Raw genomic sequence first — 24,224 nt, forward strand, 5'->3', positions numbered from 1 at the left:
TTGGTGTTTGTGTTTTATCATTATAACTAATCATATTAATGATCTACATAAGTAGATCATTTTTTTAATGCTTTGATTTATCATAACAAGTTAAGTTCCGAGGCCTATTATAAAGCGGCTGTATAGCTAGTCTTTCAACACTTTTATTTTTATTTCCAAAAAAACTTTTTTGAAATACGTTGACACTTTATGAGATCCGTGATATAGTTATATTCGTCGGTTAGATACGACGTAAAACTTGCCGGTGTGGCGGAATTGGCAGACGCGCACGACTCAAAATCGTGTTCCTTCTGGAGTGTCGGTTCGACCCCGACCACCGGTATACTGAAAAACCCGTTTCTTAATGGGACTGACCCCCGTTTTTGAGACAGGGATCAAAACACCTTTTAAACAGCCAATTGCCGATAATTTATCGGTGATTGGTTGTTTAGTTTCGTTTGAATACGAATATTGTTATAATAATGAATGTATTCTATGACAGTGCGTTCTACGATGGCGGTCGTGGTTCGATCAATGCTGTTAAGATAGAACGTTTCAGACTTTAGTGAGGAATGAAACGATTCGATGGAGGCATTATCAGCGGGTGTCCCTTTGCGGGACATGCTCATGGTAATGCCTTTTGTTTTAACAGCTTTCTGATACTCGTAAGATGTATACACAGATCCTTGGTCACTATGTAACACGCAGTTCTCAGGCAGTGTTGGCAGTTGATCAAGTGTGTGTAAGACAAAGTCTGTGTCCTGCTTATCTCCAATCGTAAAAGCAATCACTTCTCCATTATATACATCCAATATACTGGAAAGGTACAATTGTTTCTGTCCATAAGGCAAATACGTGATGTCTGTTACTAGTTTTTCAAGAGGATGATCAGACTGAAAGTTCCTATCTAATATATTGTCGACCACGGCATATGGCTGCCCATTCTTCTTGCGCTTTTTCACCTTAACCCGGCACTGCCACTGATTTTTCTGCATAATACGCTGAACCGTTTTATGGTTAATACACATTCTCTTTTTTAATATAGCTGTGATTTTTCGATATCCATATCGATACTGGTGCTCTCGGCACAACGTGCCGATTTGTTTTTCTAAATGGCGCTTGGGATGATCTTTCTTCAGATTCTTCTTCCAACGATAATAAGACGAGCGAGAGATACCTAAATGAATACAGATATCCTGCACGGTCATTGTGCTGTGCAATTCTTCTACAAGTTCGACTGACGTTTGGCTATCAACTTCCTTTCCAATTCGTTGTACTTTTTTAACACTTCATTCTGTTGTCTCAGATATCGATTCTCTGCCTGCAGTTTCTCTAATTCGGAAGAATACTCCGGACCTTTTCCATAAGTGTATTGCTTACCAACAGGCTGTTCAAATCGATGTGTATCACCAGCCTTATACCATCTGACCCATGTCTTAATCTGCGTATTATTTTTGATATTCAACTCCTGCATGATCTCTTTCATAGGTACGCCTGCCAATCTCATTTCTACAGCCTTCTGTTTCACTTCAACCGGATAACTCACTCTTGTCCCCATAGAAAAAACACCTCCAAGTCTAATTTCGGATAACAATCATCCGTATTCAAACTTGAAGGTGTTTTTATTTGTCTCATCTTATGGGGTCAGTCCCTAATAGACACGGGTTTTTATTTTTTATTAAAGAAAAGGAGCCGAGGCTCCTTTTTATACTTACTCAGCGTATTGGTCTAAGATCTCTTCTAACACCTCTTCAAGCTCTTCTGCATCTTCAAGCTCTGATTGGCTGAAACGGACGCGTACAAGCTGTTCTCCGTCATTATACATCTCTTCCAGCCATCCTCGCAGTCCTCTTGCCCTGCGGTCGACTTCGAAAATGATTTCCAAACCGTCTTCGTCTAAAAGGAAAATGAGCTCTAATTCATCAAGCATCTGACGATAATATCCGGAAGTCGGAACGAATTCGAATTCTTGAACGAACGGAAGGCGGCGTCGGAAGTAGGGCGCTTGTTCACAGTCTGCTTCGTTAAGACGGAAGCCCAGGTTTTCGATTGCTTCCAGCACATTTTCAATCCAAGGGTGCGCTTCAACGAAAATGCGGTCATGATCGGATTTATCGATACCGCCTTGAATGTCAAGGTCTGTCACCACGGTAACCTCTACTTTCCCTACAGTCATCGGCGTATCTAGAGGCAGAGTGAATGTAAACGGAAATTGATGCTCTTCACCAGGCTGTATGGTAAATGAACCAGTGACCCGGAAAGAATGAATTGTAGCGTATTTCCGGTGCTCTTCATCGTCTTTTACAATGACATACCGTGTGCTAAGCTGTAAATCGATATAACGGATGTCCTGAGCGATTTTTCCGCCTTTGACATGTACCGTTCCCTGTACTTCTTCTCCTGGAAAATATGCGTCTTTTTCTAAAATTGTATCTACTTTTGCAGCTCCAATTCCGGCACTTGCCGCAAGTTTCTTAAAAAATGACATGTTAGATCTTCCCCTTTTTCTTTTTTCTCAACAGATATACGCAAGAAGGAGGAAAAAAGATTCGTTTGATTCATACTTTTTTCCTATTATTCGTCTCGGCCTAGGGACAGACTAAGAATAATATTGAAAATAAAGGAGTGGATGGAAGTGAATAAAGAAAGTTTGGTTGCAGATGAATTACACAGAATGTTTTTGGCTGGTGAGCTGCAAATCACAGTAGAGGAGGATATAAACAATATTTCCGAAAGGCTGAGAAACGGCGATCTCAGTTTAGACCGATTAAGCGGTGAAGACGCGTTTATAAAAGAAACCGTAAATGAGGCTTTAAGAAGAGTGGAGCAATAAAAAAGAGACGGCATCTCATCTTTGAGATCCCGTCTCTTTTTGTGGTCTTTGCTGTAAGATAAATCTAATCGATTTGATTTGGAATTGCTCACCCGAGCCATCCCTTTTCTAACAGAAGATCTGACAGTTCATCATGGAGATAAACAGTTGTATCTAATTGATCATGCAATGCTATTCTGATGTGGGGATTTTCGGCTTCTGTTATTGCGACAGTGTATTTGTTAATGCTGGTTTTTATTGTTGTTAACAAATCAAGAATATCTTTGGGACAAAGACTTTGTTCAATGGGAAACCACCCCCTTTGTTTTTTTAGCAGCTCCTGATAAGAAAGTATTTGGCTTTGTTTCTTGCTTCTATACAAAATGCTATAATAAGCAACAAATTTTGTTGGGGGGTGTGATGATGAAGCAGATTATTGCGATGGGGGGCGGGGGTTTTTCGATGGAGCCGGATAATTTGTCCCTCGATCAATATATCCTCAATCAATCAAAACGAGAGCAGCCTCGTATTTGTTTTTTGCCGACGGCGAGCGGAGATTCCCAAAACTATATTCAGCGGTTTTATCATGCATTTCAAACACTGGATTGTGTGCCGTCTCACTTATCTTTGTTTAAGCCGCCATCAACAGATTTAACTTCTTTTGTTATGGAAATGGACGTGATTTATGTTGGCGGGGGAAATACGCGGAATTTACTTGTGTTATGGAAAGAGTGGGGGCTTGACCAGATTCTTAGGGAAGCATGGAAGAACGGTGTGGTTTTAGCTGGATTAAGTGCCGGTGCGATCTGCTGGTTTGAAGAAGGGGTGACGGATTCAGCCGGACCGCTGACAAGTTTGAAAAGTTTAGGTTTTTTGCAAGGGAGCTTTTGTCCCCATTATGACGGGGAAAAGGATCGGAGACCGGCATACCACCAGCTGATATCTAACAAGTTCTTATGCAGTGGCTATGCAGCGGATGATGGGGCTGCTCTCCATTTCATAAATGATCAGCTGTTTCAGACTGTGAGTTCAAGGTCGGGTGCAAAGGCATATCGGGTGATGATGGCTGAACATGAAATAGCTGAAATCCCGTTGCCGGTCAAATATTTAGGGTGAAATTGGCTGAATATTATCTATATTCCTCTTTTTTTCAGATTGATTTTATGATAAGATGAGTGCGAAATCAATAGTTACTGGGGGTGCCCGCTTTCGGGCTGAGAGAGAAGGTAAGCTTCTTAACCCTTTGGACCTGATCTGGTTCGTACCAGCGTGGGGAAGTAGAGGAATTGTTTTTGTTATTGTCGTGCTGGGCAATAATATGTTTCTTTCTGACTGTAACCGGGTTCATTTATATGAATCCGGTTTTTTGTGCTGGTTATGGGCTTGATTTTGTCCTTTCAAACGTAGAAAGGGGAAGGAAAAGTAATGCAAAACAATTCAGTGCAGCAAGCCAACATTTCCATTATGTCAAGTTTTTCAGGCAGCAAGAAGGTATACGTGGAGGGCTCTTCTTCGGACATCCAAGTGCCGATGAGGGAGATTCTATTGAGTCCGACGACGGGATCGTTCGGCGAAGAGGAAAACGCGCCTGTGCGTGTCTATGATACAAGCGGACCGTATACGGACCCTGAAGTAACCATTAATATTCAAGAAGGATTAAAGCCGCTCCGCCAAAAATGGATCACAGAGCGCGGTGACGTGGAAGAGTATGAAGGTCGGGCTATAAAACCAGAAGATAACGGTTATAAAAAAGCAAATCCAAACGTAAGCTACCCAGGATTAAAGCGGAAACCGCTGAGGGCGAAGGCAGGTCAAAATGTCACTCAAATGCACTATGCAAAAAAGGGGATCATTACACCTGAGATGGAATTTATCGCCATTCGTGAGCATGTGTCTCCTGAATTCGTCAGAGACGAGGTAGCCAGCGGCCGGGCGATTATTCCTTCAAACATTAATCACCCTGAAAGTGAGCCAATGATTATCGGCCGGAATTTTCATGTGAAGATTAATGCAAATATCGGGAATTCAGCGGTTACGTCATCCATTGAAGAAGAAGTGGAAAAAATGACGTGGGCCATCCGCTGGGGAGCGGATACGATGATGGATCTCTCTACCGGAAAAGATATTCATACGACGCGTGAATGGATTATCCGCAATTGCCCCGTGCCTGTGGGAACTGTTCCGATTTATCAGGCGCTTGAAAAAGTAAACGGCGTAGCGGAGGATTTAACGTGGGAGATTTATCGTGATACGCTAATCGAGCAGGCAGAACAGGGAGTGGATTATTTTACGATTCACGCGGGTGTTTTGCTTAGGTATGTACCGCTGACTGCCAAACGGACAACTGGTATTGTGTCACGCGGGGGAGCGATTATGGCGCAGTGGTGTCTGGCTCATCATCAAGAAAGCTTTTTATACACACATTTTGAAGAAATATGTGAGATTATGAAAATGTATGATATTGCTTTCTCTCTTGGGGATGGTTTGCGTCCCGGATCAATTGCTGATGCCAATGACGAAGCGCAGTTTGCTGAATTAGAGACGCTTGGAGAGCTGACGCAAATTGCCTGGAAGCATGATGTTCAGGTGATGATTGAGGGTCCTGGACATGTTCCGATGCATAAAATCAAAGAGAACGTCGATAAACAAATGGACATTTGTAAAGAAGCGCCTTTTTACACATTGGGGCCGTTGACAACGGATATTGCTCCGGGATATGACCATATTACTTCAGCGATCGGAGCGGCGATGATCGGTTGGTACGGGACAGCAATGCTTTGTTATGTAACGCCGAAGGAGCATTTGGGGCTGCCAAACCGTGATGATGTTCGTGAAGGAGTCATTACATATAAGATCGCTGCGCACGCTGCGGACCTTGCAAAAGGGCATCCCGGAGCGCAAATCCGGGATGATGCGTTATCGAAAGCCCGTTTTGAATTCCGCTGGCGGGATCAGTTTAATTTATCTCTTGATCCGGAGAGAGCCCTTGAATACCATGATGAAACCCTGCCTGCTGAAGGAGCAAAAACTGCTCACTTTTGTTCCATGTGCGGTCCGAAATTTTGCAGCATGAGAATTTCACAGGATATTCGGGATTATGCGAAGAAAAACGATCTCAGTGAAGCAGAAGCCATAAATAAAGGATTAAAAGAAAAAGCAAAAGAGTTTGTCGATACGGGAAGCAATTTATATCAATAAAAAAAATGAAGATGGAGAATGCTCCATCTTCATTTTTTTTAGAAAAACAGAGAGCGTCGAAGCGGAGGAATACTCTGTTCAAAGCGGAAAACATTTTCGGGATCATATTTCGTTTTGACACGGCGGAGTCGTTCAACGTTTTCGCCGTAATATGTTCTTGGCCAGTTTCTGATTTCGATATCTGGCCAATTTACGTAGTCTCCCATCGTTTCTCTCGAAAGGGACGTTCTCAGCCCCTCAATCCAGCGGACATTTTGTCTTTTTTCTTCAGGAGATGTCCAGTTTGTTAAGTATTCCTGGGCAATGATTGCATCACGATAATAAAATGCCGTTTGGTCGGGAGCGATCCGTCCGGCTGCCCCGCCGAGTGCTTGCTGCCAGACACTGGCGTTTTGATTCGGAGCGTGCTCTAAAAAGTGTTTTATTGTTGAAATCGCACGTTCTGATAATGGCTTTTCAATGAAAGAGCCGGAGCGTTTCATTTTTTGAGGCTGATTGCCTCCCGGGCTGTTAAAAAAGGTTACCGCTTCGATGAACGGCATTGTTTTTACCATTCCGCTTGTTGGGCTTCCTGCTTTCAATAAAGGCTTTAACAGTTTTTTTAACTCTGTTTTTGGCCCGACAAATTGGCCGAGGGCTTCTATGCGGTTTACTTCTTTAGGCCAAAACTCTATTGATGATGTAAGCCGGTCATCTGTATACGGGGCCCAGTGCTGCCACGTGTTAAATACTTCCTCAAAATCATCCCATCCCCATGTTATAGAAAAAATCGACACTTGAGAGATGGGCACTGCTTTAAATGTCATGGAGGTGACTATGCCGAAATTGCCTCCTCCGCCTCCCTGAGACGCCCAAAATAAGTCTGGATGATTTGAACAGCTGACTGTAATCAGATCAGCGCCCTCTTTTTCGTCTGCTACGATCATCTCAAGCTGCACGAGGCTGTCGCAAGTAAGGCCGGCAGCCCTTGTTAAAAGTCCAATTCCCCCTCCGAGAGTTAAACCTGTGAGCCCTACATTAGCAATGGTGCCTGCGGGAAGCGTCAGGCCGTATTGCCAGAGTGTCCGATAGACTTCTCCCAATTCAGCCCCCGCTTCAATATAGGCCAGCTTTTTATCCTGATTCACAGTTATTTTTTTCATCTCGCTTAAATCAATAACAAGACCGTTATTTAAAAGGGAAAAGTTCTCATAGCTGTGTCTGCCGCCTCTAATACGGAAAGGCACACGGTTTTCACGCGCCCATTTCAGCGCATTGAGTGCATCCTGTTTGTTTTGGCAAAACACAATGATGTCAGGATACCTTTCTAAGCTTAGGTTAATATTGGTTCTTGCTTCGTTATAGTCCGGATCATCCCGTGTCACGATACGTCCGGTCAATTTTGTCTTTTCCACACTCCCACATCTCTTTCTCTCGTATTCTAGTTTCTCTAGCTTATGCGTCAAGGGAAAAGAGTGTATAAGGAAAAAGCGGGGATGCAATCTGATACAGTGTCAACTCCCTTAAAAAATAGTTGACAGGTAGGTATTGTATGAATTAACATGGTCAGTACAAATTTTTCAAATTTATCGCGCTGATCGGAACACCGAAGGCTCTTATCGTTTAGATAAGGGCCTTTTTTGTATGAAAAAGGAGGGATTATTGATGGAAGTCAAAAAAGAAAAGGGGAGAAAACGATTCAGAAAGCGAAAAACCTACGGGAATCAGATTTTGCCGCTTGAGCTGCTGATTGAAAAAAACAAACGAGAGATTATAAACAGTGCGGAGCTCATGGAAGAAATTTATATGAAGATTGATGAGAAGCATACGCAATGTGTAACTAAATAGAAAAAAACCCGCTGATTACAGCGGGTTTTTGCATTTCTACATTAAGCATCTTTTTTAATCGGCAATCCAAGGCCTTCTGCCACGCGTTTTCCGTATTCAGGATCCGCTTTGTAGAAGTGCTCGATTTGGCGCAGTTTGATTTCTTCTTTTTCTACCGGCTTCATAGCATTAACGATATTTTCAACAAGGCGGGTACGTTCATCTTCACTCATTAAACGATACAGATCACCGGCTTGAGTGTAGTGATCGTTGTGATCGTAGCTTACGCTGTCAGCGATGCCTTGTACCGGATATGCTGCTTGCTTATCCTCAGGTGACTCTTTTGGACCGCCGAAGCTGTTAGGCTCGTAATACACAGATCCGCCGCCGTTATCATCAAAGCGCATTTGTCCATCACGCTGATAATTGTTTACTTTGTTGCGTGCGCGGTTGATTGGCAGCGCTTGATGGTTTGCACCGACACGGTAGCGGTGTGCATCATGATAAGCAAACAGTCGGCCTTGAAGCATTTTATCCGGTGAAACATCAATACCAGGCACGAGTGTTCCAGGTGAAAATGTCGCTTGTTCTACCTCTGCAAAGTAGTTTTCCGGATTTCTGTCTAGAACCATGCGTCCGACCTCGATTAACGGGTAGTCTTTTTGAGACCAAACTTTTGTGACATCAAACGGATCGAAACGGTACGTGTTTGCATCTTCTAAAGGCATGATTTGCACATATAGTTTCCATGCAGGATAATCACCGTTTTCGATTGCATTGAAAAGGTCTTCTGTATGGTAATCAGGGTTTTCACCGGCAATTTTTGCTGCCGTATTGACATCAAGGTTTTTCACGCCTTGTTCCGTTTTAAAGTGATATTTAATCCATACGCCTTCGCCTTCGGCATTTGTCCATTTGAATGTATGGCTTCCGAAGCCGTGCATGTGGCGAAGTGTTGCAGGAATTCCGCGGTCAGACATCAGGATTGTCACTTGGTGAAGTGACTCTGGTGAAAGTGACCAGAAATCCCATACAGCCGTAGGGTTTTTCAGGTGTGTTTTTGGATCTCTTTTTTGTGTATGGATAAAATCAGGGAACTTAATCGCATCGCGGATAAAGAATACAGGCGTATTGTTGCCGACGATGTCGTAGTTTCCTTCTTCAGTATAAAATTTAACAGCAAATCCGCGCGGATCGCGAACTGTGTCAGCAGAGCCAAGTTCACCGGCAACTGTTGAGAAACGGATGAACAGCGGTGTGCGTTTGCCGACTTCAGAAAGGAAAGCGGCTTTCGTGTATTTTGTTACGTCGTTTGTCACTTCAAAATATCCGTGTGCGCCTGCTCCTTTGGCGTGAACAACACGTTCAGGAACACGTTCTCGGTTGAAATGGGCCAATTTTTCGAGTAAATGTACATCTTGAATTAAAGTTGGTCCGCGAGAACCGGCAGTCATTGAGTTTTGATTATCTCCAACCGGAGCGCCCCAGCTAGTTGTCAGTTTATTTGAACTCATGTTATCACCTCTTGGAATTTATAAGAACATAATATCATCTCTAAGTAAAAAGTCAATATTATTTTATAATTATTATAAAATAGTTATCTATATTAATCGATATCTAGTATCGAAAGTGTTGAAAAACCTTGTTGTAACAGCTTTTTATGACACTTAATAATTTTTGGAGAAATAATTTTTCCTTCTCTATTTGCGAAACAAGCAGAGTAAGTGATAAACAAGGATATCAAAAATCGTATTTAAAAAAGAGTTGACATATCGGAATAATTTGAATTAACATGTTATTCAAACAAAAAAACAATTGGGCAGCTGATCGGACCGCCGAAGGCTCTCATCTCTACAAGAACAGAGATGGGGGCCTTTTTGTTTTTTTTGAAGGCGGGGTTGGCAGAAAGAGAGGGATAAAAGTGGCTGTGACCATCAGCATCAAAGAAAAGGCATTTGTTCAAGAGGGCCGCAAAAACACGGTCTTAGAAAACATAGAATTATCAATCGCACCAGGTGAATTTCTAACGCTTATCGGACCGAGTGGGTGCGGAAAAAGCACCCTGTTAAAGATTATTGCAGGGCTTGATTCTGAATATGACGGGAGTGTTGAAATTAACGGCCGCAGCGTAACAGCTCCGGGTATTCAGCAAGGATTTATTTTTCAGGAACACCGCCTCTTTCCTTGGCTGACTGTTGAGCAGAATATTGCCGCCGACTTGAATTTGAAGGACCCAAAAGTCAAACAAAAGGTGAATGAACTGATCGAGATTGTCAGATTGAAAGGATCGGAAAAAGCATATCCGCGCGAGCTGTCAGGCGGCATGTCACAAAGAGTAGCCATCGCCCGGGCCCTTCTGCGGGAGCCTGAGGTGCTGCTTTTAGATGAACCGTTTGGTGCACTCGACGCTTTTACAAGAAAACACCTGCAGGACGTGCTGCTGGATATATGGAGGAGGAAAAAAACAACGATGATTCTCGTGACTCATGATATAGATGAATCTGTTTATTTAGGAAATGAGCTTGCGATCCTTAAGGCCAAACCGGGGAAAATCCATAAGCTGATGCCCATTCACCTGGCGTATCCGCGGAACCGGACGACTCCGGATTTCCAAGCGATCAGACAGAAAGTGCTGTCGGAATTCGAGAAAACAGAAGATTTGGAGTACGCAGAAGGATCAGGGATATAGAAAGGGCGGAAGCGGAAATGAAAAAAGGACTCATTGTATTGGTTGCCGTTATTTTTCTGCTCGCAGGCTGTGGAGCAAATGGAGCCAGCGGTGACCACAAACAATTGAAAGAAATTCGTATTGGTATTCAGCAAAGCTTAAGCCCGCTTTTGATCGCAAAGGAAAAAGGCTGGTTCGAAGATGCATTTGAAAAAGAAGGCATCAAAGTGAAATGGGTGGAGTTTCAAAGCGGTCCGCCCCAATTTGAAGGCCTTGCGGCAGACAAACTTGATTTTTCTCAAGTCGGTAATTCGCCTGTGATCGCTGGACAGGCGGCAGGCATTGACTTTAAAGAAATCGGTTTGTCTCAGGACGGTTTGAAAGCAAACGGCATCCTTGTCAATCAAAACAGCGGCATTCAGGACGTTAAGGACTTAAAGGGAAAGAAAATTGCAGTCGCCAAAGGCAGCAGCGGGTTTGATTTTTTGTATAAAGCGCTTGATCAAGTGGGGTTGTCAGCTAACGATGTGACAATTATTCAGCTTCAGCCTGATGAAGCAGCTTCCGCATTTGAAAATGGATCTGTTGATGCCTGGTCCATTTGGGAGCCGTACTTGTCCTTAGAAACAATGAAACACGGAGCAAAAATCCTTGTGAACGGAGAAAGCACAGATTTATATTCACCGGGTTTTACTTTAGTAAGAACAAAGTTTTCAGAGGAGCATCCAGACGAAGTGGTCCGTTTTCTGAAGGTGTTTAATAAAGCCGTTGTATGGCAAAAGGAACATCTGGATGAAGCAGCGGACTTGTATTCTGACATTAAAGATCTCGATAAAAAGGTCGTCGAAAATGTGTTGAAAAATACTGAACCTCTGAATGAGGTCATCAGTGACGACATTGTGAAAGCGCAGCAGGAAACAGCAGATTTTCAATTTCGAACAAAGGCGATAGATAAGAAGATTGATGTGAAGGATGTTGTCGATAACACTTTTATCAAAAAAGCATTAAAGGAACATTCCTCAGGAGGTGATCAATGATGAAAGCAGAGGCTGCGGGCTCGCTGCCCAAAACGAATGCGGAAGCGGTGCGAAAAAAGCCCGGAAGGAAGAGATACGGCTGGATGAAGGGGCTTTTACTGCCCGCTGCCATCATTGCCATCTGGCAGGTCATCGGCGGGCTGGGGGTTGTGTCCGCTACAGTGCTGCCTACACCTGTTACGATTGTTCTGACCTTTAAGGAGCTTATTTTGTCCGGCGAACTGTTCGGCCATCTGCAAATCAGCATTTATCGGGCGGCACTTGGTTTTTTGCTTGGCGCGGGGCTTGGATTGATGATCGGGATTTTGGCCGGATTCTCCAAACGGACGGAGCTGTATCTTGATCCGTCGTTGCAAATGCTTAGAACCGTACCTCATCTGGCCGTCACGCCGCTGTTTATTTTATGGTTCGGATTTGACGAAGTATCTAAAATTTTGCTGATTGCGCTCGGTGCCTTCTTTCCTGTCTATATCAATACGTTTAACGGCATCCGCGGGGTTGACGCGAAGCTGTTTGAAGTCGCCCGGGTGCTTGAATTTAAATGGCATCAGCAGATATCCAAAGTGATATTGCCGGCAGCCCTGCCCAATATATTGCTAGGCATTCGCTTATCGCTCGGCATTGCATGGCTCGGGCTCGTTGTGGCAGAGCTGATGGGCTCAAGCTCGGGAGTCGGCTATATGATCATGGATGCGAGACAGTTTTCACAAACGAATAAAGTCTTTGCAGGGATTATCATTTTTGCAGTGGTTGGAAAGCTGACGGATTCCTTCGTCAGGCTGCTGGAACGAAAGATGTTAAAGTGGAGAAACAGCTACGAAGGATAAAAGATATAAAGGGGAGATGAATATGGAAATTCTTTGGTTTATACCGACTCATGGAGACGCGAGATATTTAGGATCTGAAAGTGATGGACGGACTGCGGATCATCTTTACTTTAAACAAGTCGCGCAGGCGGCAGACAGGCTGGGATATACAGGAGTTCTTCTGCCAACGGGAAGATCGTGCGAGGACCCGTGGCTTACAGCGTCGGCGCTGGCAGGAGAAACAAAGGACTTAAAGTTTTTAGTCGCGGTAAGACCTGGTTTAATGCAGCCTTCTCTGGCAGCCAGAATGACATCAACCCTAGACCGCATTTCAGACGGCCGGCTGCTGATCAACGTTGTGGCTGGGGGCGATCCGTATGAGCTGGCAGGCGATGGCCTGTTTATCAGCCATGATGAGCGCTATGAAGCAACAGACGAATTTTTAACCGTTTGGCGGAGACTTTTGCAGGGAGAAACGGTTTCCTATGAAGGAAAGCATATAAAAGTGGAAAACAGCAATCTGCTTTTCACGCCGCAGCAAGAGCCGCATCCGCCCATCTATTTCGGTGGTTCGTCACAGGCTGGGATTGAAGCTGCCGCAAAGCATACAGACGTATACTTGACATGGGGTGAGCCGCCTGAACAAGTAAAAGAAAAGATAGAGAGAGTCAAAAAGCAAGCGGCAAAAGAAGGGAGATCCGTTCGATTTGGTATTAGGCTGCATGTCATTGCCCGTGAAACTGAACAAGAGGCGTGGGAAGCGGCTGAGCGCTTGATCAGCCACTTGGATGATGACATCATTGCCAAAGCGCAGGCAGCTTTGAGCCGTTACGACTCTTCAGGCCAGCAGCGGATGGCCGTCCTTCATCAAGGCGATCGGACGAAGCTTGAAATCAGCCCGAATCTGTGGGCGGGGATCGGCCTGGTCAGAGGAGGGGCAGGAACAGCTCTTGTCGGTGATCCGCAGACGATTGCCGACCGGATAGCGGAGTACCAGGCACTCGGCATAGAATCGTTTATATTCTCCGGCTATCCGCATTTAGAAGAAGCGTATTATTTTGCAGAGCTTGTATTTCCGCTTTTGCCGTTTGAAAATGATCGGACGAGAAAGCTTCAGAACAAAAGGGGAGAAGCGGTAGGAAACACTTATTTTGTCAAAGAGAAAAATGCATGAGTTTAATTAAAATACAGCCCCCAAACATGGTATGATATTCAAAAAAAGGGGGCTTTTTTTCTGAAAACATTGAGAAGCGCGGCAGTCATTTGCCTCATAGCTATGCTGTCAGCATGCGGACATTCAAAACAGATGGAAATCAAAGCGGCGGACATATCAGATCTTGAAAAAAACAGAATGGATGTCGCAGCTTCACAGGCATTCACTGCCGAAGCCGTCAATATCGGTGAAGGTATTTCTTCAGCTGACATGTACATCGAACATTATCAAAAGGGAAAGCTTGTTGAGAGGTTTGGACCGGTTCGTGCAGATTATTCAGAGGAAAAACCCGATACCATACAATTTGTTTATTTTGAGAATGAAGAGGGGGAAGGAAAGAATAAACATACCACCATTCATTTTGGCATTGTGGATAAACAGGGAAATATAGCGGCTGATTCATCGGTGAAACGCGATGATAGCACAACACAGGAAATGACTCAGAATATTTCATCGCCGGAACCGATTACTTTCGAGAAGCCTGCTTTGATCGGCAGCAGTATTAGAGGGACTGACGAGACAATGCACACCTCTGAACATAAAAAAGAACTCATTAAGCATCAAGATGCGTTACTGTATTATGTGGAATTGCATCATTAGAATGGGCGGCTTCAGGCCGTCTGTTTTACAAAGCGGTATGCTTGCTTTTTTGAATGGTGCATGATACATTTTAAATCGTAACAATTTCGATTTAAAGGGAGGCTATGTGACTTGGCTAAAAAATCAAAAGTGGCAAAAGAGTTAAAACGCCAACAGCTTGTTGAGCAATACGCTGGTATTAGACGCGAGTTGAAGGAAAAAGGAGATTACGAGGCACTCAGCAAGCTGCCAAGAGATTCAGCACCGGGAAGGCTCCACAACCGCTGTATGGTAACGGGACGCCCGAGAGGATATATGAGGAAGTTTAAAATGTCCAGAATCGCTTTCAGGGAGCTGGCCCATAAAGGCCAGGTTCCCGGTGTGAAAAAAGCAAGCTGGTAAGAAAAAACTCCGGCCGCTTACAGCGCGCCGGAGTTTTTTTCGTTTTTCTTGAAAGAGATGACGTAGGAAAGGTGCTGGATGATCATGATGATAAACACAATAATAATAGGGAAAAACGGAATGCGCGATTGAAATAGCGGATAAAAAATGAGAAGAACCGCTGCGGCAGGCAGCGAGAAGTATACAGCGATATATGACGCGCGACATGCTTTTGCCGTCATCATCTGCTCTCTTTCATCCTGCTCTTCAAACTCATCAGGCAGAAGAAGCTGCTTTCTGGCAGGGCTGCTTTTTTTCTGTAAGTACAAATAAACCGCAGACGCCGCAACAAACAGAATAAAGGGGGTGAGGTTTAATTCAAATACCATCCCGCCGCTCTTTGTGCCGAAAAAAGATGCTATGCCTTCTGAGGCTTCAAAGTATGAAATCAGCGTCCAGCATGCAAGGCCAAATAACACAAGGTGAAAAGCTGCTTTTGTTTTCATGCTCATCTTAGTTTTCCTCCTCTAACCAAAAGACATCCTCCATTTTCATGGAGAAGGCTTTGCAGATTTTCAGTGCTAACAGCAGTGAGGGAACATAATCGCCTTTTTCAATAGCTGCCACAGTCTGTCTTGTGACGCCGACCGTTTCTCCGAGTTTTTCCTGAGAATAGCCGAAGCGTGCCCTCAGCTCTTTTACTTTATTTTTCATCATGACGTCTGTCCCCTTCACAATCTCGATTGATTATATTGTATAGTATACTTAACATTATGTAAACGGAACTTAACAACTTTGCAAAAAGATAACTTTTTTTCGACAAAATTTTTATATTCCCTTGACGAAAAATAAATAAACATGTAATATAAAAAAAGTCAGAGCGGTACTGTTGCTGACAACCACAAATGCGGGTGTAGTTTAGTGGTAAAACCTCAGCCTTCCAAGCTGATGTCGTGAGTTCGATTCTCATCACCCGCTCCATACATACGTTATTAACGCAGTGTTTCGTTTCTCAGATGAACGAAGTATTGCGTTTTTTTATGTAAAAAAGAACACGGTATTCGTGTTCTTTTACGTAAGCCAATGTACTGTATGGGTGCCGCCGTGAATTTGTTCAAACATTTTCGTTAATGATGATAAGAGGTTAACAGCGCTGCTTTTCTCAATCGATGGCGGGAAAAAAATGATTTGCAGCATATTCTTAGTCTCGTTTGAAACGGGATAGTGGTTGACGCTGTTTTTGAAATCGCCAAAAATGCCGTTTTCATCAGAGAAAAGCAGTATGTTTTCTTTTTCTCCCAATGAGATCCGGACCGGCTCATGAAGCTTTCCGGCATCATAAATTATAATAGGCAGAGCATATTTTAATGCGAAAAAATCGATTGTGTCATGGGCCGAGTCTTTACTTTCCATGAATTGTTCCTTGGATATCGGGACCAGCATGTCCTCCATTGGGGTTGTTTCTCCCTCAAATGAAGGGTTAAGCTGTTTAAAGAGTTCCTGCCATTCCTTGACGAAGGATTCATCGGATATACCGCCGTCCGCATAGTCGAAAAACAAGGATTCTTGAAACAGGCGGAGTCTGCCTTTCAGCATTTGCGGTGAGGAGCCGACTTCGATATTCTCATAAATGACAGCAGCTGCATGTAAGCCGGCCGCACGTTCAGTAATAACAGAATCAAGTTTGATATTCACTAGCATTCACTCCAGTTACGTGATATCAACCTATTATAAACGCTGTATCGTTTTATCACAAAGAAAGGAGGCTGTGCAAAACATGAACGTTTATCAGCTCAAAGAAGAATTAATTGAATACGCGAAAAGCATTGGCGTGGACAAGATTGGTTTTACGACCGCTGATACTTTTGACAGTTTAAAAGACCGTTTGATTCTTCAAGAATCACTCGGCTATCTCTCCGGCTTTGAAGAGCCGGATATCGAAAAAAGGGTGACGCCGAAGCTTCTTTTGCCGAAAGCGAAATCAATAGTGGCAATTGCTCTCGCATATCCTTCCAGAATGAAGGATGCGCCGAGAAGCACGAGAACTGAGCGCAGGGGCATTTTTTGCAGAGCCTCCTGGGGAAAAGACTATCATGATGTGCTGAGGGAAAAGCTTGATCTGCTGGAGGATTTTCTAAAAAGCAAGCATGAGGATATCAGAACGAAGTCAATGGTTGATACAGGTGAATTGTCTGATCGCGCCGTTGCGGAACGTGCCGGAATTGGATTCAGTGCGAAAAACTGTATGATCACAACACCCGAGTATGGCTCTTATGTGTATTTGGCGGAAATGATCACAAATATCCCTTTTGAGCCTGATGTGCCGATTGAAGATATGTGCGGGTCCTGCACGAAATGCTTGGACGCCTGTCCGACGGGAGCACTGGTTAATCCCGGGCAGCTTAATGCGCAGCGCTGCATCTCTTTTCTGACCCAGACAAAAGGATTTTTGCCTGATGAATTCCGGACAAAAATCGGAAACCGCCTGTACGGGTGCGATACGTGCCAAACGGTATGCCCTCTCAATAAAGGGAAGGATTTTCATCTTCATCCGGAAATGGAGCCTGATCCTGAGATTGCCAAACCGTTATTGAAGCCGCTTTTGACCATCAGCAATCGGGAATTTAAGGAGAAATTCGGGCATGTCTCAGGTTCTTGGCGCGGGAAAAAACCGATACAGCGAAACGCCATTCTCGCGCTTGCGCATTTTAAGGATGCTTCTGCACTGCCTGAATTGGCGGAACTGATGCATAAGGATCCGCGTCCTGTCATCAGGGGGACAGCCGCATGGGCAATTGGAAAAATCGGAGACCCCGCATACGCGGAAGAGCTTGAAAAAGCGCTGGAAAAAGAGAAGGATGAAGAGGCAAAGCTGGAAATTGAAAAAGGAATTGATTTGCTAAAAGCTTCAGGCATGACTAAACAAGGCTTGTCCTGACATACGTATAGAGCAGAAGGAAAAAACACTTGAGATCATCCGAGTGTTTTTTCTCTATAAAAAAGTATGGCGGGTGGGGTGAGCTTGAAGCACATTTTAGAACAATTAGCGGAGGAGCGGCTGGGCTTTCTGGTTAACGGGCATGCTATGAGACAGGAGTCTCAAGTCGGAGACCTTAAAGTCATGGAGCGTAAGAAAAAGCTTCTGGAAAAACGTAAAGTTGACATCATAAAAGCGAAAGCAAAGGCCGTGATTAATCATGTGCGGGTTGAGGATGACGGAACGACCTGTCTTTCGTATACCATCCATTACGAATACGTGTGTAAGGAACAAGATGACAGCTTGTATATAGAAGAGCACATAGAGGAGCGAATGGCTTTCCTGTATGATCACATTTTGATTAGTGATCAGGAAATTGCGAAAAAGCCGGCTGGATTTCATGAAGGGACCAGTATTATTGACTATTCTGAAGCTGAAGAGGAAAGAGAAGCGTTTGGCAGGGCTTTTCAATACGATCGTCTCGGCGCTGTCCAATATGCCGAGAAATTTTGGAACAAGCGCAATCCTGCTTATAAAAATTTCAGCGATAACTGTACAAATTTTATTTCTCAGTGTCTTCATGCAGGAGGCGCGCCGATGCGCGGTCATCCGAACAGGGGATCAGGCTGGTGGATGAAACAAAGCTCATGGAGCTACAGCTGGACGGTGGCTCACTCTATGAAAATGTATTTGTCGAATTCAAAGGCCGGACTGCGTGCGGTGCGGGTGAAATCAGCGGAAGAACTGATGCCGGGCGATGTGATTTGCTATGACTTCGAAGGAGACGGCCGGTTTAATCATACAACGATTGTCGTGGCAAAGGACAAAGGCAATATGCCGCTTGTCAACGCCCAGACCTATGACAGCCGGATGAGATATTGGTCATATGAGGATTCTACGGCATACACGCCGTCAATACGATATGCCTTTTTTCATATCGTTGATGATACGACAAAAGAGTAATTAATGTTATAATGATGGGCGGATAAGAAAAACAGAGGTGAACATTGTGGCATTACATGTCGTTTTATATCAACCAGAAATTCCCGCTAACACAGGGAATATTGCACGTACTTGTGCAGCAACCAATACAACGCTACACCTGATTCGTCCGCTCGGCTTTTCAACGGATGATAAAATGCTGAAGCGTGCCGGACTCGATTATTGGGAGTTTGTTAACGTTGTGTATCATGATTCGTTAGAAGAATTGTTTGAGGCATATGAAAAAGGCCAGTTTTTCTTTATTACAAAATTTGGCCAGCAGCCTCATACATCATTTGATTACACTGATCTTGACGAGGATTATTTCTTCGTGTTCGGAAGAGAAACAAGCGGTTTGCCAAAGGATTTAATTCAAAATAATATGGACCGCTGCCTGCGTCTTCCGATGACAGAGCATGTCAGATCGTTAAATCTGTCCAATACTGCCGCGATTCTTGTTTATGAAGCGCTGCGCCAGCAAAATTACCGTGATTTAAAATAGTGAAAAAACCCGCTCATCGATGATGGGCGGGTTTTTTTGCGGATGTTGAAATGCTTTGTTTCGTTTTTAGGCTTAACATCGTAACAGTGTTATCGATTTCATACGGTCAGCTGTATCGATGGAAGCGGAAAAACTTAATACCTGAGGAATGGTTTATTCGTAAATCCACATTTACAGGGCAAGAGACGTTTTTTCCGAGAGAGGAGATTTTAAAACGTATATCAATGATTCAAAAGATGAAAGAAAATTTGTCTTTGGATGAAATGAGGGAAATGCTGTCGCCGAAAATGAAGGATGTCAGCATGACCGCTGATGAATTGCTTCATAAAGGTTTGGTTTCAAGGCCTGCTCTTGAAACCTATTCAGAAGACGGAGGAAGTCCGGTTTTCTCATCCAGCGATTTGCTTTCGCTGTATGTGCTTGAGGGACTGCTGCAGTCTGGAAATGTCAGCCTTGCAGAAACAAAAATGGCTGCAGAGGTATTAAAGAAGCATGATACTGAAGAGATTGAAAAACAGACGGAGCTGATTGTGCTCCGCAAGCTCGGTGTCACAACTTGTTTTATAGCGGCTGCGGCGGACAGCATTTTGTTTGAATCATCCGTAAAGGTTGTGGAACGGGTAGATTTATTAAAAGCTTCAGAGGAATTAAAAACAACATTTATGCAGGAGGGCCATCAATGGATGTAGTGGAAAAGCTGGTGATAAACGGATCAGGAAGTTCAAAGGGAGGAACATTTCAATCTGTTGAGATAAACGGCAGCGGGACAGTGGCCGGGGACGTGGACTGTGACACTTTTTCTTTTAATGGAAACGGAAAAGCTGACGGCAGCGTAAAAGCGAAAGCGGTAACCATCAGCGGTTCAGGAAAGATACATGGAGACGTTGAAGCAGAATCTATCCGGATTAATGGCACTGCTTTTATTCAAGGAGAGGTATCTGCAAAACAATTGAAAATCGCTGGATCATCAACATTTAGTGGCACTGTCAAGGCTGATGGCATTGACATTAGCGGAAAAGCTGTCATGGAAGCAGATTGTGAAACAGAAACCTTTCAATCAGAAGGGAAATGCAAAATCAGCGGGCTTTTAAATGCAGACCAGGTGATCATTAAGCTTTCTGCAGGGGAAAGCTATGCGCGGGAGATCGGCTGCCGCCATCTTCAAGTAACTTGCAGAAAAGGAATGCTGACATTGCTCAGATTGATGCCGCAGCCTGTTCTAACAGCAGAGCTGATCGAAGGTGACGTGATTGAATTGACAAATACAAAGGCGAAAACCGTGCGCGGAAATAAAGTGATCATCGGCCCGGGATGCAGTATCGGAACGATTGAGTACGAAAACAAATATGAATGCGATCCGCATTCACAGATTAAAGAAAAAACAAAACTGTAAAACATTGTTCTGTTATACAAAAAGGGTGCTCTTTCAGGAGCACCCTTTCAGTTTGTCGACAAAAGGGGTTCGGAATGGTCTCATTCCGAACCCCTTTTTAGCTTTTTATGGGATTTTAAGCTATTTAATAAAAAGACAGACCTCTTCGAGTTCATCATTTAGGCCATTTTTGGACCTTGCCACGTCCAGTTGGCCATCTTCTTCAGGTTCATGGCAGCGAAAGTAAGCATCGCCTGCATCGACAATTTTTTAAGTCCCCTTAACGTTGTCCAACGCATGCCATGCTTTTCTTTTCCATCTGCGAATACACGCTCAATGGTTTCTTTACGTTTGGCATAAATCTCTTTCACCTCTGCGTGATAGCGAAGATGGTCTGCCTCTTCTACGTATTCCTGCCAAATATGACGCGTCACCACTTTCTGGTGGTCTTTACTCTCCGTACATCTGGCTAAAAATGGGCATGTCGCACAAATCTGTTTTGGCGATTTGTACTCCCGATATCCTTCTTTATTCGTTGTCGAGTAGGCCAAGATCTCACCTGCCGGGCAAAGATAACAGTCAAAGTATTCGTCATACACATAGTCATGTTTTCGGAAAAAACCTTTTTTCGTACGTGGTCGTGTGTATGGCAAGGCAGGGGTCATCCCCTGTTCCAATAAGTAACGGGTAATCGCAGGAGTTTTGTACGCGGCATCTGCGGCGACCGCTTCAGGCTTTCCGACTCTCTCTATGACCTTTCCGACCAATGGCTCTAAAATCTGACTATCATGTGTGTTGCCAGGTGTGACCATGGTGCCAAGCACAAAACCGTTACGATCCGCGGCTGCGTGAAAAGAATAGGCGAACTGCTTCGTCCGTTCATCCTTCACATAGTAACCACTCTCTGGATCGGTGGTGCTTTCTTTGATTTCTTTCTTCTCTTCCTTCTCAAACTTGTCCGGAGGAAATGTTTTTTTTCCGTGATCTTCCCGGTCCTGGTTAATCTCTTCTTGAAGGCGTTCCTGATACGCGCGTGTCTCTTTGCGAACGACTTTCTTTTCAAATTTGCGTTTGTTCGCACTCGCTTTAACATGGGTCGAATCCACGAAAACGTGCTCGGCACTGATTAGCTTTTTCTCGGCAGCTTCCTTTAAGATGCGATAGAAAATCTGTTCAAACAGATCGGTATCTTTAAAACGGCGTTCATAGTTTTTTCCGAACGTAGAGAAATGAGGCACTTTATCGTGAAAACCATACCCAAGGAACCAGCGATAGGCCATATTGGTTTCCACTTGTTCAATCGTTTGGCGCATGGACCGGATTCCAAACGTGTATTGAAGGAAGGTCAATTTAATTAAGATGACAGGATCAATACTGGGACGACCGATTTCTGAATACATGTCCTTCACCAAGTCATAGATGAACGAAAAATCAAGTGCTGCCTCTATTTTACGAACCAAGTGGCTGGCCGGTACCAATTGATTTAACGTAATCATTTCTAATTGATCTCGTTGAATGGGATTATGTTTCGAAAGCATGTCAATCACCTCAAGTTATGTAGTACTTCCATTGTAAAATAAAAAAGACTGTAGGCAAACTGGATTTCTTCCAGTTTGTCTACAGTCTGAAAGGGTGCTCTTTCAGGAGCACCCTTTTTTATTCTTTTCCAGGCTTGCTTTCGTATCCTGCGGTAAAAATTGATACTAAAAAAGTGACAATGACACCCATCATGATGATTGTTTTCACCGTCTCTCCCCCTCTTCAATTTTTCCGTGCTGTCCGAGTCTGGATGATTCTGTATTTTTCTTTATTATGAACGGTCGCGGTCTGCCTTGTCAACGATGTATAAGTATCTTTATTTTTAAGAAACCAAAGCATGTATCACGAGATGACGGCATAGATTGTAACAAAGTACCTTATTTGCATAGTGTATCAAACATGATAGAGGAGGTCCTTATGGATATATTAAAGAAAATTGAACAGTACAGAGAGGAAGAGCAGCGGCTGAAATGGGAAGGAACTTTCGCCGATTATTTGGAGATTATTAAAGAAAATCCGATGGTCGCGCAATCTGCTCATTCTCGAGTTTTTAATATGATAAAAGACAGCGGGATAGAGGAAATTGACGGACGCAAGAAGTACAGTTTTTTTGACCGCGAGCTGTTCGGGCTTGAAGAATCTCTGGAGCGTCTTGTGGAAGAGTATTTTCATCCGGCTGCCAAACGTCTAGATGTCAGAAAGCGGATTCTATTGCTGATGGGGCCTGTGAGCGGCGGTAAATCCACGCTGGTCACGATGCTCAAAAAAGGTCTCGAAGCGTACACGCTGACAGATAATGGCGCTGTATATGCGATTAAAGGCTGCCCGATGCACGAGGACCCTCTACATTTAATCCCCCATCATTTACGCGATGACTTTTACAGAGAATACGGCATTAGAATAGAAGGAAGTCTTTCTCCTTTAAATGTCATGAGGCTGGAGGAAGAGTACGGAGGAAGAATTGAGGATGTGAAGGTGGAGCGCATCTTCTTTTCAGAAGATAAGCGTACGGGAATTGGAACATTCAGTCCCTCTGATCCGAAATCTCAGGATATCGCCGATTTGACGGGGAGTATTGATTTCTCAACAATCGCCGAGTACGGTTCAGAATCAGATCCGCGCGCTTACCGGTTTGACGGAGAGCTGAATAAAGCGAACCGCGGGATGATGGAGTTTCAGGAGATGCTGAAATGTGATGAGAAATTTCTCTGGCATTTGCTTTCCTTGACACAGGAAGGGAATTTTAAAGCTGGGCGGTTTGCGTTAATTTCTGCTGATGAGCTGATTGTGGCTCACACGAATGAAACGGAGTATCGCTCATTTATTTCTAATAAGAAGAATGAAGCCCTGCACTCGAGAATCATCGTGATGCCGGTTCCTTATAATTTAAAAGTGTCAGAGGAAGAGAGAATTTATGAAAAAATGATCGCTGAGAGCGATGTGGCGGATGTTCATATTGCCCCGCATACGTTGAAGGTCGCCGCGATGTTCTCAATCCTTACCCGGTTAAAGGAACCGAAGCGGTCGGATATTGATCTGGTCAAGAAAATGAGACTGTATGATGGAGAAAGTGTGGAAGGATATAATTCTGTCGACGTTGAGGATATGAAAAAAGAATATAATGATGAAGGTATGAGCGGCATTGATCCGCGGTACGTGATCAACCGGATATCTTCAACGATTATCAGAAAGAATATGGAATCGATTAATTCTCTCGATGTCCTTCGTTCCTTAAAAGAAGGTCTTGATCAGCACCCATCAATTTCAAGCGAGGACAGGGAGCGGTATTTGAATTTTATTTCTGCCGCCCGCAAGGAATATGACGACATTGCGAAAAAGGAAGTTCAAAAAGCGTTTGTGTATTCGTATGAAGAATCAGCAAAAACACTTATGGACAATTACCTCGATAACGTAGAGGCTTATTGCAATAAAAACAAGCTTCGTGATCCTTTGACAGGAGAGGAAATGAACCCTGACGAAAAGCTGATGAGATCCATCGAAGAGCAGATCGGCATTTCGGAAAACGCCAAAAAAGCGTTCCGCGAAGAAATTTTAATCCGCATCTCAGCCTATGCGAGAAAAGGCAAGCGGTTTGATTACAATTCCCATGAAAGACTGCGTGAAGCTATTCAGAAAAAGCTGTTTGCTGATCTGAAGGATGTCGTTAAAATTACGACCTCTACAAAAACGCCGGATGAACAGCAGCTGAAAAAGGTAAATGAAGTCGTGGCCCGTTTAATTGATGAGCACGGCTACAACTCGACGAGCGCCAATGAGCTGCTGAAATATGTCGGCAGCCTGCTGAACCGATAAGCAACGTGACCCGTCCGAATAGGGCGGGTTATTTTGTCCCATTTTCTAAATAGTTTGTCAA

Annotated in this window: 25 protein-coding genes, 2 tRNA genes and 1 riboswitch; of the genes, 18 read left to right on the forward strand and 9 right to left on the reverse strand. The window is 43.9% G+C overall.

What is annotated here, in order from left to right; all coding sequences use genetic code 11:
- Nucleotides 1–240 precede the first annotated feature (240 nt).
- A tRNA-Leu gene (locus NSQ09_RS10605) sits at nucleotides 241–322 on the forward strand.
- 64 nt (nucleotides 323–386) lie between these two features.
- Here the strand turns inward: NSQ09_RS10605 and NSQ09_RS10610 are convergent.
- A protein-coding gene (locus NSQ09_RS10610; protein WP_087614160.1) for an IS3 family transposase occupies nucleotides 387–1,537 on the reverse strand; the annotation gives its coding sequence in 2 pieces (ribosomal slippage) (nucleotides 387–1,264 and nucleotides 1,264–1,537; 1,152 coding nt in all).
- Nucleotides 1,538–1,690: 153 nt separating this feature from the next.
- The gene (gene spo0M / locus NSQ09_RS10615) at nucleotides 1,691–2,467 is read right to left on the reverse strand and encodes a sporulation control protein Spo0M (protein WP_014479227.1); all 777 of its coding nucleotides are present in this window, start codon (nucleotides 2,465–2,467) and stop codon (nucleotides 1,691–1,693) included.
- Nucleotides 2,468–2,608: 141 nt separating this feature from the next.
- Here spo0M and NSQ09_RS10620 point away from each other — a divergent pair, with 141 nt between their 5' ends.
- Nucleotides 2,609–2,812 carry a hypothetical protein gene (locus tag NSQ09_RS10620; protein ID WP_014479229.1) on the forward strand — a complete coding sequence of 68 codons (204 nt, stop codon included), beginning with the start codon at nucleotides 2,609–2,611 and terminating at the stop codon, nucleotides 2,810–2,812.
- Between the two features lie 88 nt (nucleotides 2,813–2,900).
- Here the strand turns inward: NSQ09_RS10620 and NSQ09_RS10625 are convergent, their stop codons facing one another.
- Nucleotides 2,901–3,173 (reverse strand): spore coat protein, encoded by a 273-nt coding sequence (locus NSQ09_RS10625; RefSeq protein ID WP_014479230.1) that lies wholly within the window; start codon nucleotides 3,171–3,173, stop codon nucleotides 2,901–2,903.
- Nucleotides 3,174–3,214: 41 nt separating this feature from the next.
- Between NSQ09_RS10625 and NSQ09_RS10630 the strand changes: the two genes are divergently transcribed.
- Both NSQ09_RS10630 and thiC read left to right on the forward strand, forming a co-directional pair.
- A complete protein-coding gene (locus NSQ09_RS10630) occupies nucleotides 3,215–3,907 on the forward strand; it encodes a Type 1 glutamine amidotransferase-like domain-containing protein (RefSeq protein ID WP_251188527.1) in 693 nt (230 codons plus the stop codon).
- A gap of 69 nt (nucleotides 3,908–3,976) precedes the next feature.
- Nucleotides 3,977–4,084: riboswitch (TPP riboswitch) on the forward strand.
- A gap of 132 nt (nucleotides 4,085–4,216) precedes the next feature.
- Nucleotides 4,217–5,989 carry a phosphomethylpyrimidine synthase ThiC gene (thiC, locus tag NSQ09_RS10635; RefSeq protein WP_017697515.1) on the forward strand — a complete coding sequence of 591 codons (1,773 nt, stop codon included), beginning with the start codon at nucleotides 4,217–4,219 and terminating at the stop codon, nucleotides 5,987–5,989.
- 38 nt (nucleotides 5,990–6,027) lie between these two features.
- On the opposite strand, the gene NSQ09_RS10640 is transcribed toward thiC, so the two are convergent.
- Nucleotides 6,028–7,383 carry an FAD-binding oxidoreductase gene (locus NSQ09_RS10640; protein ID WP_015715546.1) on the reverse strand — a complete coding sequence of 452 codons (1,356 nt, stop codon included), beginning with the start codon at nucleotides 7,381–7,383 and terminating at the stop codon, nucleotides 6,028–6,030.
- A gap of 250 nt (nucleotides 7,384–7,633) precedes the next feature.
- On the opposite strand from NSQ09_RS10640, the gene senS reads away from it, so the two are divergent.
- Complete coding sequence (gene senS / locus NSQ09_RS10645) at nucleotides 7,634–7,816, forward strand: transcriptional regulator SenS (protein WP_033885180.1); 183 nt, start codon at nucleotides 7,634–7,636, stop codon at nucleotides 7,814–7,816.
- A 41-nt stretch (nucleotides 7,817–7,857) separates the two neighbouring features.
- On the opposite strand, the gene katA is transcribed toward senS, so the two are convergent.
- Nucleotides 7,858–9,309 (reverse strand): catalase KatA, encoded by a 1,452-nt coding sequence (gene katA / locus NSQ09_RS10650; RefSeq protein ID WP_014476225.1) that lies wholly within the window; start codon nucleotides 9,307–9,309, stop codon nucleotides 7,858–7,860.
- Nucleotides 9,310–9,716: 407 nt separating this feature from the next.
- Between katA and NSQ09_RS10655 the strand changes: the two genes are divergently transcribed.
- From NSQ09_RS10655 to rpsN, 6 genes are all read left to right on the forward strand, one after another.
- Nucleotides 9,717–10,484 carry an ABC transporter ATP-binding protein gene (locus NSQ09_RS10655; RefSeq protein WP_326233971.1) on the forward strand — a complete coding sequence of 256 codons (768 nt, stop codon included), beginning with the start codon at nucleotides 9,717–9,719 and terminating at the stop codon, nucleotides 10,482–10,484.
- A 17-nt stretch (nucleotides 10,485–10,501) separates the two neighbouring features.
- Entirely contained in the window at nucleotides 10,502–11,500 is a 999-nt protein-coding gene (locus NSQ09_RS10660; RefSeq protein WP_024572624.1) for an aliphatic sulfonate ABC transporter substrate-binding protein, read from the forward strand.
- Nucleotides 11,497–12,327, forward strand: coding sequence for an ABC transporter permease (locus NSQ09_RS10665; RefSeq protein ID WP_326233970.1), 831 nt, complete (start codon nucleotides 11,497–11,499; stop codon nucleotides 12,325–12,327). Before NSQ09_RS10660 ends, NSQ09_RS10665 begins: the two co-directional genes overlap by 4 nt.
- A gap of 22 nt (nucleotides 12,328–12,349) precedes the next feature.
- A complete protein-coding gene (gene ssuD / locus NSQ09_RS10670) occupies nucleotides 12,350–13,480 on the forward strand; it encodes an FMNH2-dependent alkanesulfonate monooxygenase (RefSeq protein WP_341031311.1) in 1,131 nt (376 codons plus the stop codon).
- A gap of 102 nt (nucleotides 13,481–13,582) precedes the next feature.
- Nucleotides 13,583–14,119, forward strand: a complete 537-nt coding sequence (locus NSQ09_RS10675; protein WP_032725752.1) for a hypothetical protein — start codon at nucleotides 13,583–13,585, stop codon at nucleotides 14,117–14,119.
- 111 nt (nucleotides 14,120–14,230) lie between these two features.
- The gene (gene rpsN / locus NSQ09_RS10680; RefSeq protein WP_014479242.1) at nucleotides 14,231–14,500 is read left to right on the forward strand and encodes a 30S ribosomal protein S14; all 270 of its coding nucleotides are present in this window, start codon (nucleotides 14,231–14,233) and stop codon (nucleotides 14,498–14,500) included.
- Between the two features lie 17 nt (nucleotides 14,501–14,517).
- Here the strand turns inward: rpsN and NSQ09_RS10685 are convergent, their stop codons facing one another.
- Together NSQ09_RS10685 and NSQ09_RS10690 are read right to left on the reverse strand one after the other, a co-directional pair.
- Nucleotides 14,518–14,991: a hypothetical protein gene (locus NSQ09_RS10685; protein WP_017697508.1), complete on the reverse strand. Its 474-nt coding sequence runs from the start codon at nucleotides 14,989–14,991 to the stop codon at nucleotides 14,518–14,520.
- A 1-nt stretch (nucleotide 14,992) separates the two neighbouring features.
- Entirely contained in the window at nucleotides 14,993–15,193 is a 201-nt protein-coding gene (locus NSQ09_RS10690) for a helix-turn-helix transcriptional regulator (protein WP_009966860.1), read from the reverse strand.
- A gap of 193 nt (nucleotides 15,194–15,386) precedes the next feature.
- Here NSQ09_RS10690 and NSQ09_RS10695 point away from each other — a divergent pair.
- A tRNA-Gly gene (locus NSQ09_RS10695) sits at nucleotides 15,387–15,460 on the forward strand.
- Nucleotides 15,461–15,550: 90 nt separating this feature from the next.
- Here the strand turns inward: NSQ09_RS10695 and NSQ09_RS10700 are convergent.
- Nucleotides 15,551–16,174, reverse strand: a complete 624-nt coding sequence (locus tag NSQ09_RS10700; RefSeq protein WP_341031316.1) for a B3/4 domain-containing protein — start codon at nucleotides 16,172–16,174, stop codon at nucleotides 15,551–15,553.
- 82 nt (nucleotides 16,175–16,256) lie between these two features.
- On the opposite strand from NSQ09_RS10700, the gene queG reads away from it, so the two are divergent.
- From queG to NSQ09_RS10725, 5 genes are all read left to right on the forward strand, one after another.
- Nucleotides 16,257–17,417: a tRNA epoxyqueuosine(34) reductase QueG gene (gene queG, locus NSQ09_RS10705; RefSeq protein ID WP_046160365.1), complete on the forward strand. Its 1,161-nt coding sequence runs from the start codon at nucleotides 16,257–16,259 to the stop codon at nucleotides 17,415–17,417.
- A 66-nt stretch (nucleotides 17,418–17,483) separates the two neighbouring features.
- Nucleotides 17,484–18,419 (forward strand): amidase domain-containing protein, encoded by a 936-nt coding sequence (locus NSQ09_RS10710; protein WP_015252502.1) that lies wholly within the window; start codon nucleotides 17,484–17,486, stop codon nucleotides 18,417–18,419.
- A 37-nt stretch (nucleotides 18,420–18,456) separates the two neighbouring features.
- Nucleotides 18,457–18,939 carry a tRNA (uridine(34)/cytosine(34)/5-carboxymethylaminomethyluridine(34)-2'-O)-methyltransferase TrmL gene (gene trmL, locus NSQ09_RS10715; RefSeq protein WP_003233442.1) on the forward strand — a complete coding sequence of 161 codons (483 nt, stop codon included), beginning with the start codon at nucleotides 18,457–18,459 and terminating at the stop codon, nucleotides 18,937–18,939.
- A 50-nt stretch (nucleotides 18,940–18,989) separates the two neighbouring features.
- Entirely contained in the window at nucleotides 18,990–19,628 is a 639-nt protein-coding gene (locus NSQ09_RS10720) for a YhbD family protein (protein WP_017695422.1), read from the forward strand.
- Complete coding sequence (locus tag NSQ09_RS10725; RefSeq protein WP_017695421.1) at nucleotides 19,619–20,332, forward strand: bactofilin family protein; 714 nt, start codon at nucleotides 19,619–19,621, stop codon at nucleotides 20,330–20,332. The genes NSQ09_RS10720 and NSQ09_RS10725 overlap by 10 nt, the downstream gene beginning before the upstream one ends.
- Before the next feature lie 158 nt (nucleotides 20,333–20,490).
- Here the strand turns inward: NSQ09_RS10725 and NSQ09_RS10730 are convergent, their stop codons facing one another.
- Nucleotides 20,491–21,849: an IS1182 family transposase gene (locus tag NSQ09_RS10730; RefSeq protein WP_041339714.1), complete on the reverse strand. Its 1,359-nt coding sequence runs from the start codon at nucleotides 21,847–21,849 to the stop codon at nucleotides 20,491–20,493.
- Nucleotides 21,850–22,267: 418 nt separating this feature from the next.
- Between NSQ09_RS10730 and prkA the strand changes: the two genes are divergently transcribed.
- A complete protein-coding gene (gene prkA / locus NSQ09_RS10735) occupies nucleotides 22,268–24,163 on the forward strand; it encodes a serine/threonine protein kinase PrkA (protein WP_003239626.1) in 1,896 nt (631 codons plus the stop codon).
- Nucleotides 24,164–24,224: the final 61 nt, after the last annotated feature.

It is taken from the genome of Bacillus sp. FSL W8-1202 (assembly GCF_038006165.1).
GTDB lineage: Bacteria > Bacillota > Bacilli > Bacillales > Bacillaceae > Bacillus > Bacillus subtilis.

What these genes read in the sequence shown, in the direction of transcription:
- spo0M (WP_014479227.1), bottom strand. Translation starts at nt 2,467, where the DNA reads ATGTCATTTTTTAAGAAACTTGCGGCAAGTGCCGGAATTGGAGCTGCA.
- NSQ09_RS10620 (WP_014479229.1), top strand. Translation starts at nt 2,609, where the DNA reads ATGGAAGTGAATAAAGAAAGTTTGGTTGCAGATGAATTACACAGAATG.
- NSQ09_RS10630 (WP_251188527.1), top strand. Translation starts at nt 3,215, where the DNA reads ATGAAGCAGATTATTGCGATGGGGGGCGGGGGTTTTTCGATGGAGCCG.
- thiC (WP_017697515.1), top strand. Translation starts at nt 4,217, where the DNA reads ATGCAAAACAATTCAGTGCAGCAAGCCAACATTTCCATTATGTCAAGT.
- senS (WP_033885180.1), top strand. Translation starts at nt 7,634, where the DNA reads ATGGAAGTCAAAAAAGAAAAGGGGAGAAAACGATTCAGAAAGCGAAAA.
- katA (WP_014476225.1), bottom strand. Translation starts at nt 9,309, where the DNA reads ATGAGTTCAAATAAACTGACAACTAGCTGGGGCGCTCCGGTTGGAGAT.
- NSQ09_RS10660 (WP_024572624.1), top strand. Translation starts at nt 10,502, where the DNA reads ATGAAAAAAGGACTCATTGTATTGGTTGCCGTTATTTTTCTGCTCGCA.
- NSQ09_RS10665 (WP_326233970.1), top strand. Translation starts at nt 11,497, where the DNA reads ATGATGAAAGCAGAGGCTGCGGGCTCGCTGCCCAAAACGAATGCGGAA.
- ssuD (WP_341031311.1), top strand. Translation starts at nt 12,350, where the DNA reads ATGGAAATTCTTTGGTTTATACCGACTCATGGAGACGCGAGATATTTA.
- NSQ09_RS10675 (WP_032725752.1), top strand. Translation starts at nt 13,583, where the DNA reads ATGCTGTCAGCATGCGGACATTCAAAACAGATGGAAATCAAAGCGGCG.
- NSQ09_RS10685 (WP_017697508.1), bottom strand. Translation starts at nt 14,991, where the DNA reads ATGAGCATGAAAACAAAAGCAGCTTTTCACCTTGTGTTATTTGGCCTT.
- NSQ09_RS10690 (WP_009966860.1), bottom strand. Translation starts at nt 15,193, where the DNA reads ATGAAAAATAAAGTAAAAGAGCTGAGGGCACGCTTCGGCTATTCTCAG.
- queG (WP_046160365.1), top strand. Translation starts at nt 16,257, where the DNA reads ATGAACGTTTATCAGCTCAAAGAAGAATTAATTGAATACGCGAAAAGC.
- NSQ09_RS10710 (WP_015252502.1), top strand. Translation starts at nt 17,484, where the DNA reads ATGGCGGGTGGGGTGAGCTTGAAGCACATTTTAGAACAATTAGCGGAG.
- NSQ09_RS10720 (WP_017695422.1), top strand. Translation starts at nt 18,990, where the DNA reads ATGCTTTGTTTCGTTTTTAGGCTTAACATCGTAACAGTGTTATCGATT.
- NSQ09_RS10725 (WP_017695421.1), top strand. Translation starts at nt 19,619, where the DNA reads ATGGATGTAGTGGAAAAGCTGGTGATAAACGGATCAGGAAGTTCAAAG.
- NSQ09_RS10730 (WP_041339714.1), bottom strand. Translation starts at nt 21,849, where the DNA reads ATGCTTTCGAAACATAATCCCATTCAACGAGATCAATTAGAAATGATT.
- prkA (WP_003239626.1), top strand. Translation starts at nt 22,268, where the DNA reads ATGGATATATTAAAGAAAATTGAACAGTACAGAGAGGAAGAGCAGCGG.